Annotated in this window: 16 protein-coding genes and 1 tRNA gene; 3 read left to right on the top strand and 14 right to left on the bottom strand. The window is 36.8% G+C overall.

The window, feature by feature from the left end:
- Positions 1–75: 75 nt before the first annotated feature.
- The 5 genes from M2306_RS03545 to folE all read right to left on the bottom strand — a co-directional run bounded on the left by M2306_RS03545 (position 76) and on the right by folE (position 3,811).
- Positions 76–160: transfer RNA gene (locus M2306_RS03545), tRNA-Ser, on the bottom strand.
- Between the two features lie 195 nt (positions 161–355).
- Complete coding sequence (gene lgt / locus M2306_RS03540; RefSeq protein WP_374759762.1) at positions 356–1,264, bottom strand: prolipoprotein diacylglyceryl transferase; 909 nt, start codon at positions 1,262–1,264, stop codon at positions 356–358.
- Between the two features lie 94 nt (positions 1,265–1,358).
- Positions 1,359–1,583 (bottom strand): membrane protein insertion efficiency factor YidD, encoded by a 225-nt coding sequence (gene yidD / locus M2306_RS03535; RefSeq protein ID WP_002985543.1) that lies wholly within the window; start codon positions 1,581–1,583, stop codon positions 1,359–1,361.
- A gap of 54 nt (positions 1,584–1,637) precedes the next feature.
- Positions 1,638–3,116 carry a cysteine--tRNA ligase gene (gene cysS, locus M2306_RS03530; protein WP_115090689.1) on the bottom strand — a complete coding sequence of 493 codons (1,479 nt, stop codon included), beginning with the start codon at positions 3,114–3,116 and terminating at the stop codon, positions 1,638–1,640.
- Between the two features lie 23 nt (positions 3,117–3,139).
- Positions 3,140–3,811 carry a GTP cyclohydrolase I FolE gene (gene folE, locus M2306_RS03525; RefSeq protein WP_060873444.1) on the bottom strand — a complete coding sequence of 224 codons (672 nt, stop codon included), beginning with the start codon at positions 3,809–3,811 and terminating at the stop codon, positions 3,140–3,142.
- Positions 3,812–4,834: 1,023 nt separating this feature from the next.
- On the opposite strand from folE, the gene M2306_RS03520 reads away from it, so the two are divergent.
- Positions 4,835–5,227, top strand: a complete 393-nt coding sequence (locus M2306_RS03520; RefSeq protein WP_259187999.1) for a DUF4377 domain-containing protein — start codon at positions 4,835–4,837, stop codon at positions 5,225–5,227.
- 54 nt (positions 5,228–5,281) lie between these two features.
- Here M2306_RS03520 and M2306_RS03515 read toward each other — a convergent pair whose 3' ends face one another.
- The 8 genes from M2306_RS03515 to M2306_RS03480 form a co-directional block, all read right to left on the bottom strand.
- Positions 5,282–5,812, bottom strand: coding sequence for a GNAT family N-acetyltransferase (locus M2306_RS03515; protein ID WP_259187998.1), 531 nt, complete (start codon positions 5,810–5,812; stop codon positions 5,282–5,284).
- Positions 5,813–5,909: 97 nt separating this feature from the next.
- Complete coding sequence (locus M2306_RS03510) at positions 5,910–6,944, bottom strand: LLM class flavin-dependent oxidoreductase (RefSeq protein WP_259187997.1); 1,035 nt, start codon at positions 6,942–6,944, stop codon at positions 5,910–5,912.
- A gap of 148 nt (positions 6,945–7,092) precedes the next feature.
- On the bottom strand, positions 7,093–8,001 hold the full coding sequence (gene lgt, locus M2306_RS03505) for a prolipoprotein diacylglyceryl transferase (RefSeq protein WP_259187996.1): 909 nt from the start codon (positions 7,999–8,001) through the stop codon (positions 7,093–7,095).
- A gap of 789 nt (positions 8,002–8,790) precedes the next feature.
- Positions 8,791–9,855, bottom strand: coding sequence for a hypothetical protein (locus M2306_RS03500; RefSeq protein ID WP_259187995.1), 1,065 nt, complete (start codon positions 9,853–9,855; stop codon positions 8,791–8,793).
- A 125-nt stretch (positions 9,856–9,980) separates the two neighbouring features.
- Positions 9,981–10,265 carry a GNAT family N-acetyltransferase gene (locus M2306_RS03495; protein ID WP_002985558.1) on the bottom strand — a complete coding sequence of 95 codons (285 nt, stop codon included), beginning with the start codon at positions 10,263–10,265 and terminating at the stop codon, positions 9,981–9,983.
- A gap of 6 nt (positions 10,266–10,271) precedes the next feature.
- Positions 10,272–10,673: an OsmC family protein gene (locus M2306_RS03490; protein WP_259187994.1), complete on the bottom strand. Its 402-nt coding sequence runs from the start codon at positions 10,671–10,673 to the stop codon at positions 10,272–10,274.
- 14 nt (positions 10,674–10,687) lie between these two features.
- A complete protein-coding gene (locus tag M2306_RS03485) occupies positions 10,688–11,605 on the bottom strand; it encodes a pirin family protein (RefSeq protein WP_002985563.1) in 918 nt (305 codons plus the stop codon).
- Positions 11,606–11,777: 172 nt separating this feature from the next.
- Positions 11,778–12,740, bottom strand: coding sequence for a hypothetical protein (locus M2306_RS03480; RefSeq protein ID WP_115090697.1), 963 nt, complete (start codon positions 12,738–12,740; stop codon positions 11,778–11,780).
- Positions 12,741–12,891: 151 nt separating this feature from the next.
- Here M2306_RS03480 and recG point away from each other — a divergent pair, with 151 nt between their 5' ends.
- Positions 12,892–14,994 carry an ATP-dependent DNA helicase RecG gene (gene recG / locus M2306_RS03475; RefSeq protein ID WP_259187993.1) on the top strand — a complete coding sequence of 701 codons (2,103 nt, stop codon included), beginning with the start codon at positions 12,892–12,894 and terminating at the stop codon, positions 14,992–14,994.
- 304 nt (positions 14,995–15,298) lie between these two features.
- Positions 15,299–15,931 carry a hypothetical protein gene (locus tag M2306_RS03470; protein WP_259187992.1) on the top strand — a complete coding sequence of 211 codons (633 nt, stop codon included), beginning with the start codon at positions 15,299–15,301 and terminating at the stop codon, positions 15,929–15,931.
- A 177-nt stretch (positions 15,932–16,108) separates the two neighbouring features.
- Here M2306_RS03470 and M2306_RS03465 read toward each other — a convergent pair whose 3' ends face one another.
- The gene (locus M2306_RS03465; protein WP_002985567.1) at positions 16,109–16,525 is read right to left on the bottom strand and encodes an EamA family transporter; all 417 of its coding nucleotides are present in this window, start codon (positions 16,523–16,525) and stop codon (positions 16,109–16,111) included.
- Positions 16,526–16,545: the final 20 nt, after the last annotated feature.

The raw sequence follows: 16,545 nt of genomic DNA, 5'->3' as shown, positions 1-16,545 counted from the left end.
AACCTATAATTCACTGAGAATCATAGGTTTTAAGCTGTTTTGATGACTTTTAAAAAGTTATCATTTATAAATCAGCGGAGAAAGAGGGATTCGAACCCCCGGACCTGTTACAGTCAACAGTTTTCAAGACTGCCGCAATCGACCACTCTGCCATTTCTCCAGTAGTCTGCTTTACTTCTGTATTGCGAGTGCAAATATAGCGCATTTACTGACTTTGGCAAACAATAATGCAATAATTTTTACTCTTTTTATCAGGTAAAATCGTAAGTATTTTAGAACAAAACAATTACACTCCAAAAAAAAATAGCACCTCTTAGAATAAAGAAGTGCTATCTGATATCAATAGTGGAATATACTACGCGTATACTCTCTTTTTAGCTGTTGCCCATAAGTAAACCCCTGCAAGGATAAATGGAATACTCAACCATTGTCCTGTTGATAGTAAACCTAAAGTAGATTCAAATCCACCTTGACTCTCCTTCACGAATTCTACGATGAAGCGAACCATCCACAACAAAACCAAGAATACACCAAAGATATACCCTCCGTATTTGCGCACGTCCGTTTTCCAATACATGAAATACAAGATCAAGAATACGATAACATAGCCAAATGCCTCATATAACTGCGTTGGATGCTTCGGTAAAACCGCTGCTAAATACTCCGCAAACTGTGGGTTATTTTGAATCGCATCATAAGCGGCATTGTGATTATTCATTCCTGTGATTTCCATCGCTTGACGTGGACTATACGTATCGCGAATGAAGCGAATTCCCATTGCATTTGTCGTTTCGTGTCCAACAATCTCTGAGTTGAAAAAGTTCCCTAAACGCACAAAGATTCCCCCTAATGTTACCGGAATAACCACGCGGTCTAGAATCCACAAAATTGGTTTTTGGATGACATTCTTGCTGTAGAAGTACATCGTAAGGATAATCCCTATAGCAGCACCATGACTTGCTAACCCGCTAAATCCAACGATTTCAAATTTAGGTGAGAAGCGAACAGGCAAGATAATCTCAAGTAAATGATCTTTAAAATAATCCCAATCATAGAAAAATACGTGTCCTAAACGCGCACCAATCAAAGTTGCCAACACGGTATAAATGAATAGCTTATCCAATTTATCTACACTTAATCCTTCGCGATCGTATATCTTTTTCATTACGACCCAACCTAAACCAAATGCCACTACAAACATCAAGCTGTAGTAACGCAATTGCATAAAACCTAAATCAAAACCTTCCGAAGGATTCCAAATCATACTATTCGAATTTGTTATATTGTTATTGCGGTATTCCGCTTCAGTGAATACGTAAAAATAGAAAAATTATTTAACAATCAAGGGTAAAAAAACATTAAGGTACCGGATCATACCCTTTCCCTCCCCAGGGTCCACAACTACTGATTCGCTTTATTGCTAACCATCCTCCTTTAAACAGGCCGTGTTTCTTCAATGCATCAATCGTATAATGCGAGCACGTGGGCGTGTAGCGACATGTCGGTGGAAAAAACGGTGAAATCCCCCCTTGGTAAAAGCGCACCAATAATATAAAAGGTGCAATGAGTATCTTTCGCAACATAAAATGAGATTAAGAAAAAAAAGCTATAGAATCACTCCTATAGCTTTTATGAAATTATAAAGAAAAGGATGTTCCTTCTTTGCCGTCTTTTAATTGAATATTTAGCTTCGCTAATTCATCTCGAATATGATCAGACATAGCGAAATCTTTATTTGCTCTGGCTTCATTGCGCATTTGAATTAACATGCTCACAACGCCTTCTAATTTGTCGTTATTTGCTGCCATGATATTAGTTGATTCTAATCCCAATACATCAAATGCAAATGCGTGTAACAACGAAGTAAACAAGGCTAAGTCTTCTGCATTAATTTGCTCTTTTCCTTCTTTAATTACATTCACTAAACGCACTCCTTCAAAAAGATGAGAGATCAAAATCGGACTATTAAAGTCGTCATTCATTGCGTCATAACACTGTTGTCTCCATCCTTGAATATCAACCGTAGATTGAGCAGAAACAGGCAATTCACTGCTGTGTTTTACCGCTTCCATCAAGCGATTGAATCCGCGTTCAGAAGCTAAGATAGCCTCATCTGAGAAATCCAACACACTTCTGTAGTGTGCTTGTAACATAAAGAAACGAACAACTGCAGGTGCAAATGCTTTACTCAAAATAGCATTCTCTCCAGAGAACAACTCATTCGGTAAAATATTATTTCCCGTAGATTTTGCCATTTTCTTGCCGTTTAACGTCAACATATTAGCGTGCATCCAAACATTTACGGGTGTGTTACCTGTACAAGCTTCATTTTGAGCAATTTCACATTCGTGGTGAGGGAATTTTAAATCCATTCCTCCTCCATGAATATCAAAGTGATTCCCCAAATATTTAGTACTCATTGCGGTACACTCTAAGTGCCATCCTGGGAATCCATCTCCCCATGGAGAAGGCCAACGCATGATGTGTTGAGACTCTGCATTTTTCCAAAGCGCAAAATCCAATGGATTGCGTTTATCCGATTGACCATCTAAATCTCTTGTATTTGACAGTAAATCCTCAATCTTGCGTCCACTTAAGATACCGTAATGGTGTTCTTTGTTGTATTTCTCTACATCAAAGTAAACAGATCCATTTACTTCATAAGCAAAACCATTATCAATAATCCCTTGAATAATAGCAATTTGCTCAATGATATGCCCTGTTGCTGTAGGTTCAATACTCGGTGGTAAGTTGTTGAATTGTTTCAGGATATTATGGAAATTCACCGTGTATTTCTGCACGATTTCCATCGGTTCAATTTGCTCAATACGCGCGCGTTTGGCAATTTTATCCTCTCCTTCATCCGCATCGTCAACCATATGCCCCACATCCGTAATATTACGTACATAGCGCACTTGATATCCTAAATGTTTCAAATAGCGGAATACCAAGTCAAAAGAGATAAAAGTTCTACAGTTTCCCAAATGTACATAGTTGTAAACCGTTGGTCCACAAACATACATTCCTACTTTTCCATTGTGAATCGGTACGAAAACTTCCTTTTCTCCCGAAAGAGAGTTGTAAACTTTTAATTGTTGTTCTTGATATAATGCCATAGTTCTGATTTAATAAGGGAATACTAGAATGTAGTATCTAATTTAATATAATCTAAGAATTCTTTTCTTACGCTTTCTTCTTTAAAACGTCCACCGAATTCAGCAGTAACCGTACTACTTTCGATGTCTTTAATTCCACGAGAATTTACACATAAATGTTTTGCATCCATTACACAAGCAACATCTTCTGTATTCAATACGCGTTTTAATTCATTTACAATTTGAATCGTCAAACGCTCTTGTACTTGCGGTCTTTTTGCATAAAAATCAACAATACGGTTCATTTTAGATAAACCAACAACCGTACCATTTGAAATATACGCTACGTGTGCACGTCCAACGATTGGCAATAAGTGGTGCTCACAAGTAGAATAAACAACGATGTTTTTTTCTACCAGCATTTCGTTGTACTTGTATTTATTATCAAACGTAGAAGAACTTGGTTTTTTTGCTGGATTTAATCCACCAAAAATTTCCTTCACAAACATTTTTGCTACACGATTTGGCGTTCCTTTCAAACTGTCATCAGTTAGATCTAACCCCAGTGTATTTAAAATATTTTCAACGTCTTTTTTAATTAACTCTATCTTTTCTTCGTCTGTGCGATCAAACGCATCACTTCTTAATGGAGTCGCATCGCTAGAAGCAATGTGGTTATCTCCCATATCGTCATGAAATTTTTCGTCTAAACTCATTATCTAGATTTTAATACGGTTTTAGTTTTAAAATAAACGCAAATATAAGTAATAAAACTAACATTTTAGTAGGTAAAATACTTTAATTAACACGTTAGTCCGCTCGTTAAATCCTTGAAAAAACAACGCATCTATGCGTATAGTACTTAGATGGTGAGGGGGTGGAGGCGATGAGAGGGTGAGAGGGTGAGGTTTGTGCTTTGTGAGGTTTGTGCTTTGCATTTTGTGCCTGAATTTTTCTTTAATCGATAAAACCCACAACTTCACAAAAAAACAAAAAAGCAACCTACTAACAGATGCGATGCTTCCTGCGTCAGCATGACATACTGAGCGGATTAACTGAACGGATTGACTGGATGCAGTAACAAATAACGTATTTCCATTTAATCGATAAATCTTACGACTTCACAAAGCACAAACCTCACCCCCTCACCGATCTCATCCCCTCACCAATCTCAACGCTTGTTTACTTTTAATAATACTCCGATTAGTTGCTCTACTGCAGGGTGTGAGCGCGGAATGCGACCCTTCCTCCGTCAGGGAGACATACTATTCGTGAGCACGATCGGACTGCTAATTCCTTATAAAAAGGGAATAAACCTTCTATCACAGCGAATCTTGCAACTTCACAAAAAACAAAAAAGCAACTTCACGCTTTGTGAGGTTTGTTATTTGTGAGGTTTGTGCTTTGCATTTTGTGCCTGAATTTTTCTTTAATCGAGAAACCCCACAACTTCACAAAAAAGCAAAAAAGCAACCTACTAACAGATGCGATGCTTCCTGCATCAGCATGACATACTGAGCGGATTGACTAGACGGATTGACTGATTAAAATAACTGGATGCAGTAACAAATAGCATATTCCCATTTAATCGATAAATCTTACAAAGCGCAAACCTCACAAAGAGCAAACCTCACAAAGCACAAACCTCACAAACAACCTTAATTATCATACAATTAACTAAAAAAAGTAAATTTTCTTAAATATTATCCGTAGTTTTTACAGTAAAATTTTTAGTTACTATGAAAAAAACATTTTTAATTGCTAGTTTGGTAGGTATGTTTGCTTTTGTAAGCTGTCAAGAGAAAAAAGACCAAAAAGAAGAAGTAATCGTAGAAGAAACGATGAATCAAACAGAAACACCTGAAACAAAAGAAGTACAAAACATTGTAACGATGTATGTAGGACCTAAACAAGTAGATTGTACAGGAGTTGGACCTATGAAATGTTTACAAGTAAGAGAAACAGAAGATGGAGAATGGACGTTATTCTATTCATCAATCCAAGGTTTTGAATACGAAGAAGGGTATAACTACACGTTAGAAGTACGCAAAGAAGACGTACCAAACCCTCCTGCTGATGCACCTTCTATTCGCTATATCTTAGTGAAAGAAATTTCAAAAACGAAAGCATAATCAAACGATTTAATACAGAAAAAGAGCACTTTAGGTGCTCTTTTTTTATGAGTTCTAGTTATATTCTTTTACATACAGTTTGTGTTCCAAGAGCGGATGATCTACAGGAACTAACGGATGATTAAAATTTTTGACATACGTCATACCACTTTTGATCATCACCTGTTCTGAAGCTTTATTTGACACGGTAGTAAAAGCATATACGCGATTCAAATTCAATTGCTTCTGCGCAAAATCAAGACAAGCCTTAGCTCCTTCTGTGGCATAGCCTTTGTTCCAAAATTCAGGCAATAAACGCCAAAGCACTTCTACTGCTGGAGCGAAATCCGCCTCAAAAGTAAAAGTGTTCAACCCAATAAAACCGATAAATTGTTGCGTTGTCTTCTCCTCTACGGCAAATGCTCCAAATCCATCCGCTTCTATATTGCGGTTAAATTTTTGTATCATTACCTCCGATTCCTCAGGCGTTTTCTTTTCAAGAAAATAGCGCATCACTTCTGGATCACTATTCAAGCGAATAAAAGCCGCTACATCCTCTTGTTTATATGTTCTGAGTATTAATCGTTCTGTTTCTATGTATATCATGATGTCTTAGTTAAATAGCAAAAAGAGATTGGAATACTCCAATCTCTTCGAACCAAAAATCTATAAAAAACAAATTTAACTATTTCGTTGAATTTTCTTATTGTTGCAGTGCTTTTTTAACTGCTGGAGCTACTTTAGTTCCCAACAATTCGATGGATTTCATCATCGTTTGATGATCTGGTGCTCCTAAGTCCATGTGCATCAACCAACGGGTTAATCCGAACATCTCTTGGTGGTACAAAATTTTATCAGTCACCTGATTGGCATCACCAATAAACAAAGCCCCATCTCTACTTCTACCCCCTTCATATTGCTCAAACGTATACGGTTGCCATCCTCTCGATGCACCAATGCGGTCCATTTGTCCTTTGTATAAATCAAAGTATTCTTTAGACAATTGACTTCCGTCTACCCCAACTAAACCGTGAGAATGCGTCGCAATTTGCATCGCTTTAGGATCATGTCCTGCCGCTAAGTATTCTGCTTTATAATAATCAAAGAAAGGCTTGTACTGTTCTGGCATTCCTCCAATAATTGCAAAGACCAAAGGCAAACCTAATTTAGCAGCACGCAATACCGATTCTGGCGTTCCACCAGCTGCAATCCAAACATCCAATGGCTTTTCTGCACGTGGAAAGACTTGTTGGGCCTGTAACGAAGCACGGTGCTTCCCGGTCCAAGTCAAGGGTTCTTCCGTAGCATTGATATTCAATAAGAGATTTAATTTCTCTGTAAATAACTCATTATAGTCGTCTAAATTATAACCAAACAACGGAAATGACTCGATAAAACTACCACGTCCAACCGTAATTTCAGCTCGTCCTTTCGACAATAAATCAATGGTTGAAAACGATTGATACACGCGAACCGGATCATTAGAACTCAAAACAGTTACTGCACTGGTTAGCTTAATTTTTTCCGTAACACTAGCTGCTGCAGCTAAAATAATATCGGGAGTTGAAACGGCATAATCTGGACGGTGGTGTTCCCCTATTCCAAACACATCAAGTCCAACTTGATCCATGAGTTTGATTTCTTCAATTAACTCGTTTAAACGTTGTTGTGGAGCTTGATAAGTATTCGTTTGTTTATTCAAACGCAAATCTCCAAACATACTGATTCCTATTTCCATAACTTCTTGTTTTTTAATATACTATAAAATTACAACATCTAAACCAATAAAACGCTTAACCTACATTAAGTTCACTCCTATAAAAAAACCTTCTACCGCAATGGTTAGAAGGTTTGATTATGTTATATTATTCGATTGTATCGTTTATTTAAATCTGTGTTTTATCCTGTGTTGGATCTGCTTCAGTATCTTCCACTTTATCTTGTATCCCTTTTGGATCTACAATACGCAGATTCGACTCCTCTTTGGGTTTTCGCAAACTCCAAATAACCAAGCCCAATCCCACTATCATAAAGGGAATACTCAAAATTTGCCCCATATTCAAGGCCATCTCATCCTCAAAAGCAACTTGATTTTCTTTGAAATACTCCAGTACAAAACGCGCTGTAAACATCAAAATCAAGAAAAGACCAAAAAGCAATCCTTTGTACCCGCTGTATTTCTTTTGGTATAAAACATACAAGAGAATCGTTACAGCTAAATAAGCGAAAGCTTCATATAGTTGGGTTGGATGTCTCGAAATAGTATCATCACGTAAAAAGACAATTCCAAAAATAGAATCTGTCGGTTTACCGTAAATTTCGGAATTCATAAAATTCCCAAAGCGAATAAATGCACCAGTGATAGGAATTGCAATTACCAGGCGATCCAAGAGTTGTAATAAGTTCGTTTTATATCGTTTACAAAATAACGCCAAACTCAACAATACACCAATAGCTCCACCATGACTCGCTAAGCCCATAAAACCAACAAAATGGTAGCTACCATCTACTTTGGCAATAGGTAAAATAATTTCTAAAGGATGTTGTGAATAATAGGCAAAATCATAGAACAAGCAATGCCCTAATCGAGCCCCCACTACCGTTCCTACAACAATATAAATCAAAAGTTTATCTAGATATTGAATTCCGATTTCCTCTCGTTTAAAAATTCGCTTCATGAATTGATAACTCAAAATCATACCAATAGCGAATAATACACCATAATAGCGAACAGCAAAATCCCCTATTCTAAAAATCTCTGGATCTACGTTCCACGTAGCTAAATTTATACTCATCTGTTTTCTTTTGTCTCTACTTTTTACTCAAGTTTCCAAAAGTAGAGGAATTGAAAAGAAAAACAGAAAACTTAACATTTTTTTGTAAGGGGGGTAGGTTATGAGTGAAGAGTTATGGGTGAAGGGTTTTGGATTATGAGTTATGGGTTAAAGGTTATGAGTTATTATTCTTCTTTAATCGATAAATCTAACAACCTCATCGCCTCACCCTCTCATCGCCTCACCCTCTCATCGCCTCACCACTTCACAAACCTCACGAAGAGTTTTTTTGCTTTTTCGTTTTTTTGCAAGAGGCTTTTTTACAGCAATCTGCTTTAATCGATAAATCTTACAACCTCATCGCCTCACCAATCTCACCGCCTCACCACTTCACAAAGCACAAACCTCACGAAAAGTTTTTTTGCTTTTTCGTTTTTTTTAAGAGGCTTTTTTGCAGCAATCTGCTTTAATCGATAAATCTAACAAAGTACAAACCTCACGAAAAGCAAACCTCACGAAAAGCAAACCTCACGAAAAGCAAACCTCACGAAATACTGTAGAGCGACTGATTAATATAACAAGCGTTGAGTAACGGATGCGATGCTTCCTTCGTCAGCATGACATACAGGGTGGAGAGTCGTTTTTTTGCAAGAGGTTTTTTTGCGGCAATCCGCTTTAATCGATAAATCCTACAACCTCATCGCCTCACCCTCTCATCGCCTCACCGCTTCACAAAGCACAAACCTCACAAAGCACAAACCTCACAAAGAACAAACCTCACAAAGAACAAACCTCACAAAAAACCATCAACTAAACCCCATGTTGCAACACGTAAATCTTCTGGTATTTTTCTTTACGCGATTTACGAGGGTGGAATACAATTCCGATTTTAGTATCTGAGATTGGGCTGATAGAAGAAACAGCCAAATCATTCGTCTCTAGGTTTAACACCTCTTGAGACAGTAGGTTTTTATACCCGCTTTTATTTTTGTTGTACACCAATTCCACTAAACTATCGTTGCGTACAACTAACCAGCCATTCCCGTGTTCCGTTGTAAATTGGATAGCACTTGTTTCCGCATTAAGGTGTTGAGGATGCCAAGTACCGAAGAATTCATCGCCTAAATTATACAATTCAGCATAAAGACAATTGCCTTCTGCATCAATTTCTACCAAGCCAATTTCTCCATTTTCCTCACATAACAAATATGATTTATGGTCAAAAGATAAACTTAAAGCTTCATGTACAAAAGGAAAATCAAAATCTAAAACACGACTGCGGATTTCTTGTCCACTTTCGTTAATTTGGCGGTGTAACCAGCCTGATTCTACTTCCGTAATCAGGTGTATTTCATTGTTTTGCACACATACCTTATTGCCTTTAGGCATAGGTACCGTAACCTGTTTACACCCTATGATAGCATGTTCATTAAAAGTCAAACAAGTCATGATGTCTTGTTTGCTTTCTTTCCAAATATCCACTTCATAGAAAATAGTAGATGCTTTTGTACAACCGACAAAACGCCCTGCTAAATCCTTATCAAAGCAAAACTGTTCTACTGTATTGCGTTTAAAAATAGGTAGAATTTGTCGAGATTCACTTTCGTCCTTATCCCCTACTACAGCCACGTAGTTTGCAGCTAATGGGTTCAAAAACAACGTAGGTAAAATCCCTTCAGATTCTACAATCTCTCTTTTATTTCCTTCCTCATCAATCAAGGTATACACCAATTCAAAGGCGGAAGGATCTTCTGCATCTGTTGATACATAGTTTGCCACTAATAACCCTTTTTTAGCCCAACAACTTCCCATGGCTTGAATAGCAAAAGGTACTTCTATTGTTGTGATTAATCCAAATGATGTTTTTTCATTCATAAAGCAATATTATTAGCAGTTAAACGTAGGTGCAAAGGTAAAAAAACTTAGCAGACAAAGGAATGCCTGGCCTCCTTTTTTGTCCACTAAGTCTTTTCTTTCAATTATTACTACTTATTTCCTGTTTATGCCCGTAAATCTGCTAATTCCGCATGTCGATCAAACATGGCTTTAGCAAAAGGACATAAAGGCATTACTTTCACTCCCTTTTCTCTTGCGAATGGCACAACACCTTCTTGGAGCAGTTTTTGTCCAACCCCCTGACCTTTAAACGCTTCATCTACATGAGTCGCATCAACGATAATCATAGCAGTTCCTGCAACGCTATACGTCATCTCTCCGGCTTTTTTACCGTCAATCCAAGCGGTAAATGCCCCTTTACTTTCGTTTTGTTCGTGTTTTATTTCCATCACTTCTTAGTTATTTAGGGTTGTTGCAACTGTTACATTACCTGTTATAATTCGATGTACAGGACATCTTTCTGCAATCGATAGTAGTCTTTTTTCTTGTGCCTCATCCAAAGAAGCATCCGTAAATGTGATTTCACGTTTAAAATTAGCGACTTGATTGGGTTTATCATCCTCCATTTCAACCTGTACGATAATCTCACCTACCTCCCATTTCTTCATGTTGATGTACATGCGCAACGTTGCCGCTGTACACGTAGCTAAAGAAGAGGCCAATAATTCAAATGGATTCAATCCTGTATCTCCACCACCCAAATCGGCTGGTTCATCACTGATGATGCTATTTTTTCCTGCTTTTACTTCTGTTTGATATAGGGTACTGCCTAATGTGGCTATTACTTTTACTTCCATGTTTTTTTTCTGATTTAACTCGTTTTGTTTCTAAAATTCTTCATTCCTTCTGGGAAAGGGACATAACTCTTATCATCCCCTTCAATAAGAGGGAAAGCATCGTAATTTTGGTCAATCCAATCCTGTTTTGCTTTTTCTAAGCGTTCTACATCATGCGAAACAAAGTTCCAAAGAATGTAGCGCTCTTCTGGTAAGGGATCTCCTCCAAAAATATAAACGGTCGTATTCGGAGCCATCTCAAATTCACACAACGTACTATCATTGGCGATTAAGATGTTTTTATTTCCATAGGTATGTTCCCCGCTTTTCACTTCTCCTTCGAGAATATACAGAGCTGCTTCTCCAAATAAACCCGCACCAATATTGATTGTTGCTGCATCTTTGGATTTAATTTCGATATAGTACAACGGACTGTGCACAGGAACAGGAGATTCATGCCCTAGGGCTTTTCCTGCAATTAATTTATAATCCACTCCATTTTCTTGCCAACTTGGCAATTCACTAGCTTCGATATGTACGAATGAAGGTTCGATTTCCTCTAGCTCTTTAGGTAGAGCAATCCAGATTTGCAAACCGTGCAATACGGTATCTGGTTTTTCTTGGCGTATATTGACAGGCATGCGTTCTGAGTGAACCACCCCACGACCTGCAGTCATCCAATTGACAGCGCCAGGTGTAATTTCAACATGACTCCCCAAACTATCTCTGTGCATGATAGAGCCTTCAAATAAATAGGTTAACGTGGATAAACCAATATGCGGATGAGGGTCAACATCTAAATTATCATGTTCTTTTACTGCTGCTGGACCCATGTGGTCAATAAAGGCAAAGGGACCTACGGTTCTCTTTTGACGGAAAGGCAGTAATCGTCCTACTAGAAAATTACCAATACTTGCCGCTCTTTCTTCAATAACTAAATCTACATTTGACATAATTTGCGTGGTTTTTTAAACGTTTATTTTTCTCTGAAGTAAAACTACATTCCTTTTTTTACCTCAGCACTTAACCTACGTTAAGTTTCCTTCTAAAATACGCCAAATAACCCAACTATGCCAATTAAACCTGTTAACTTCTTGTGAAGTATAGGAATTTAAAGATAACTTCCTATTTGCTGCGCAATCGCAATTTATAAGTAAGCTCTAAACTAAGTAAGTGATTGTTCACATGCCCTTTAGGTGCACTTACACGATATAAAGAGGGTTTATAACTCAATCCGATATGAAAATTTTTCAGCACTTCAACATTCGCTGCCGCTACTAATCCTATAGTATTATGGCTATTAATTTTGACGTAGTCTTTATCACTATGCCCTCTTCCTTCAATATCTTCGCTACGTTGGTTGCGTCCCCAAAAAACACCATAACCAACATTTAAACGGTTAATTTGATGAAAATTAGCGAGTTTAATAGTATAAGCATATAAAACAAAATCATTAAAAATAGGTAAAATCCTAATTGTGGTATTTAATCCAGCCCCTACACTAAGATAACTTCTATTGCTGTAATAATATGAAAATCCAATTTCTCCCAATCCAGAACCTATCCCTTCTTGTCTGTCATTCACATCAGGAATATCTAACGACATATAACTATACGGCGTAAATGTTCCATAAAAATAGATCTCACCTTTTTTCGTGTTTGGTTTATAGCCCATATATTTGTTTATGCGTTTTGGCATTTGCTCCTCTATGAGAGGCATTCCATCTGCCATCATCGGATCCAAATAAACAATACGCGGGTATTCAAATCGCCTGTGATTCGTTAAGTCTACGGCATAATTGACTGGCGCAAATATAAGTCCGGTTAAATTTAAAGCGATAAATTTATTATCTAATTGCGATTTGATTGTATAGTTTAAATCGGTTGAATCGGTCATCATAACGACCTTCAAATCTTCTTTTGCACGAGGTAAATTAAGTTGAACAGGTAATTCGTAAATAGAATCCTTCACCTTTATGGTTTCCACATTTTTTTGAGAATAAAAATAAATGGATCGTAAATCTTTATTAAGAACTGTTGCACAAGAAGTTAACAGCAACACCATCAGCAACAAAGCAAAGTATTTCATTTCTTTTATTTTTTGTTAAATCTAACCAAATAAAAACACAAACAAAACAAAAATCAATAGAATAAATTGCGACAGATTCTAACCAAAACTCCTTTATCTTTTCGTTGAAAAACCCGTATCTTAGAGGTTTTTAATTTGACATTCATCCAAAATGTATAATAATTTACTTGACACCCCTATTGAATACTTGAAAGGCGTTGGACCTCAACGCGGTGATTTACTCAAAAAAGAGTTAGGTATTTTTAAATACAGTGATTTGCTGCACCTCTATCCCAATCGATATATTGATCGCACACGTTATTACAAAGTGAATGAACTTACAACTACGTTAGCAGAAGTGCAATTGGTAGGAAAAATTATTCACCTCAAAACGGTAGAACAAAAACGAGGCAAACGATTGGTCGCTACGTTTACGGATGGCACTGGCCAATTGGAACTGGTATGGTTTCAAGGGTTCAAATGGATACAAGAAAATTTAAAGCTCAATACACCCTATGTTATTTTCGGTAAACTCAACCATTTTAACTATGTGTATTCGATGCCTCATCCTGAGATGGAAACCGTAGAAGAACACAAGAATAATATCGCCTCAAGTATGCAAGCGGTCTATCCTTCTACAGAGAAACTTGGCGCTAGAATATCCAATAAGGCGATGAATAAATTAATGCACCAATTGGTTCAGGAAACGCACCCACTTTTTCGCGATTCTTTACCAGAAGATTTTCGCACGAAGTTGGGATTAATGCCAATGAATCAAGCCATGGTGAATATTCACTTCCCTAAAAATCCAGATGAATTAAACAAAGCGCAATTTCGTTTGAAATTTGAAGAGTTATTTTACATTCAAATGCAATTGTTGATTAAAAATATTGCGCGTAAAGGCAAGATTCAAGGTTTTCCCTTTTCGCAAGTAGGTGAGTATTTCAATACGTTTTACAACCATCACCTTCCCTTTCCACTGACCAATGCTCAAAAAAGGGTAATTAAAGAAATTCGCAATGACGTAGGAGCTCCCGCCCAAATGAATCGCCTATTACAAGGGGATGTAGGATCGGGAAAAACCATTGTGGCGTTTATCAGTACGCTGTTTGCTTTAGATAATGGGTTTCAAGCGTGTATTGTTGCGCCAACTGAAATCTTAGCAACACAGCATTTTATTGGTATTTCTGAATTAGCTGCTCCCTTGGGAATACAAGTAAAATTACTCACGGGATCCACTAAAACAGCAGAAAGACGAGTAATTCATCACGATTTAGAAGAAGGTAGTTTACATATCCTTATTGGTACACATGCCCTATTTGAAGACAAAGTAATCTTTAAAAACTTAGGGTTGGCCATTATTGATGAGCAACATCGTTTTGGAGTTGAACAACGCTCCAAACTGTGGAAGAAAAATACGATTCCACCGCATATTTTAGTGATGACGGCTACACCTATTCCGCGAACCTTAGCCATGAGCTTATATGGAGATTTGGATATTTCTGTGATTGATGAATTACCTCCAGGTCGTAAACCCATTCAAACCATGCATTATTTTGAGGGAAAACGCTTGGCTGTTTGGCATTTTATCAAACAAGAAATAGCAAAAGGTCGACAAGTGTATATTGTCTATCCTCTGATTGAGGAAAGTGAAACCTTGGATTACAAAAACTTAATGGAAGGATATGAGGGGATTTCAAGAGATTTTCCTCTTCCACAATACAGCGTGAGTATTGTTCACGGGCAAATGACTCCCGCAGAAAAAGACAAAGAAATGGATCGTTTTGCTCGTGGTGAAACCAATATCATGGTTGCCACTACAGTGATTGAGGTGGGGGTAAATGTACCCAATGCTTCCGTTATGATTATTGAAAGTGCGGAACGCTTCGGTTTATCGCAATTACACCAGTTAAGAGGTCGTGTTGGTCGAGGTGCTGAACAGAGTTTCTGTATCCTTATGACAGGGGATAAATTGAGTAACGACAGTAAAATACGCATGGAAACCATGTGTCGTACCAACGATGGTTTTGAGATTTCAGAGGTAGACTTAAAACTCCGTGGTCCTGGAAATATTATGGGCACTCAACAAAGTGGTACCCTACCGCTAAAGATTGCAGATATTGTACAAGATCAAGAGATTTTACACTACGCAAGACATCAAGCCATTCAATTACTCAAAGAAGATCCAACTTTGGAACAACCCAATCACGCGAAAATCAAGGAGAAATTAAACCGTTTGAATCAGAATACGAGTATTTGGAATTATATTTCTTGATGGAAAAGGGTGATGAAGGTTATGGATTATGGTTATGAGTGAAATTTCAATTATTCGATGTACCTACTTTTAATACTTCATAGCACACCTTCATAACATGTGCCTTTTATAACAAATAGAGAGTGGAAAGATTTGCAGAACAATTTTTTAAAAACTCTAACAACAAAGAAGTATAGCTATAAATTGTTAGGAATATCCGAAAATGTACTTGCAAAAGTATTGCAAAAAGATTTTTTAGATTATAGCCAAACGCCGAGGAGCGGAAGTAAGTATAATTGATTCAATATTTTTAAAAGATTAGTATATGAGAGAAGTAGTTCTACTATTGTGTTGTTTTTGTTTACTCAGTAGTTGTACTAGTAGAAAGGGAATTAAGGTAAAATTTGAAATAGAAGATTCTATTGCTTTACAATATGAGTTGGAGATTGAGAATGATAAGGTTATAGATACAATCTATAAACTGGATAATAAAATAAAATTATCTATAACACCTCGAAAACCTTCAGATATTATTAGTATATCCTTAGTAAGCTTTGAAGGAGAATATTACAGTTGTAGTGGTGGTTATAATCTTTCTGTTTATCCTATAGAAAGAGAGAAAGTAGATAGATTTGTACCCTATAATGGAAGAAATGTAATGATAAAGGATGATTATCGCTATTACTACTATGGTATTTTGCATTGTATTGAGAAAGAAGATAAGAATCAGATTAGGGATTATTTTAAAAAGAAAGGAAAGAGCAGAGATAATTTAATAGAGGGTATCACGCTTAAAGAATTTAAAAGAGATTTACCTCGTTATTACGAGAAATACTTGAATAATAAAGGTGATAGCATAAGTATAGATTTTCGTAAAGTAAGAAAGTATTTTAAATCGGGAGATTATATAGAACAGAAATATATCATTGATTATAATCAATCTTTCTTTGAAAACTAATAAAATTTAAACGGTGTTTTTAAAGGAATTGTGGAAATAATCTTTATTGAGTGAAGTTGCTATTTGTAAAGTCGTAAAGTTGTTTTTTTATGAATCATCTCGTAAACGCCTCTATTGTCATACAAGTCCGCAAAAAAGCAACCTACAAAAAACACCGCACATAAAAAACAACCCGCTTTATTTTATGGCCAATACAATAGTTCCAGCAATAATTAAACCAGCACCAATTGCGGTTTTCAACGTAAGTGATTCATTGAGAAATAAAACGGCCAAAATAATGGACAAGGCTACGCTTAATTTATCAACAGGAGCTACTTGTGAAACATCACCAAGCTGTAGTGCCTTGAAGTAAAAAATCCAGGATAAACCTGTTGCCACACCTGAAATGGTTAAAAAGATTAAATTCTCTTTGGAAAGGCTACTAATTCCTTTAGCCTCTCCTTTAACTAAGACAATTCCCCAAATCATAAATAATACAATAATGGTTCGAATTCCCGTTGCCAGATTGGAATTAATATTAGCAACTCCTATTTTGGCAAATATTGCTGTTAGTGCGGCAAAAAAAGCAGATAATAAGGCGTAAACAAACCACATAGTCGAAATCTTTAGTTAAA

This window comes from Myroides gitamensis (assembly GCF_029894455.1).
GTDB lineage: Bacteria > Bacteroidota > Bacteroidia > Flavobacteriales > Flavobacteriaceae > Flavobacterium > Flavobacterium odoratum.
This window is presented reverse-complemented; position numbering and strand designations above follow the sequence as displayed.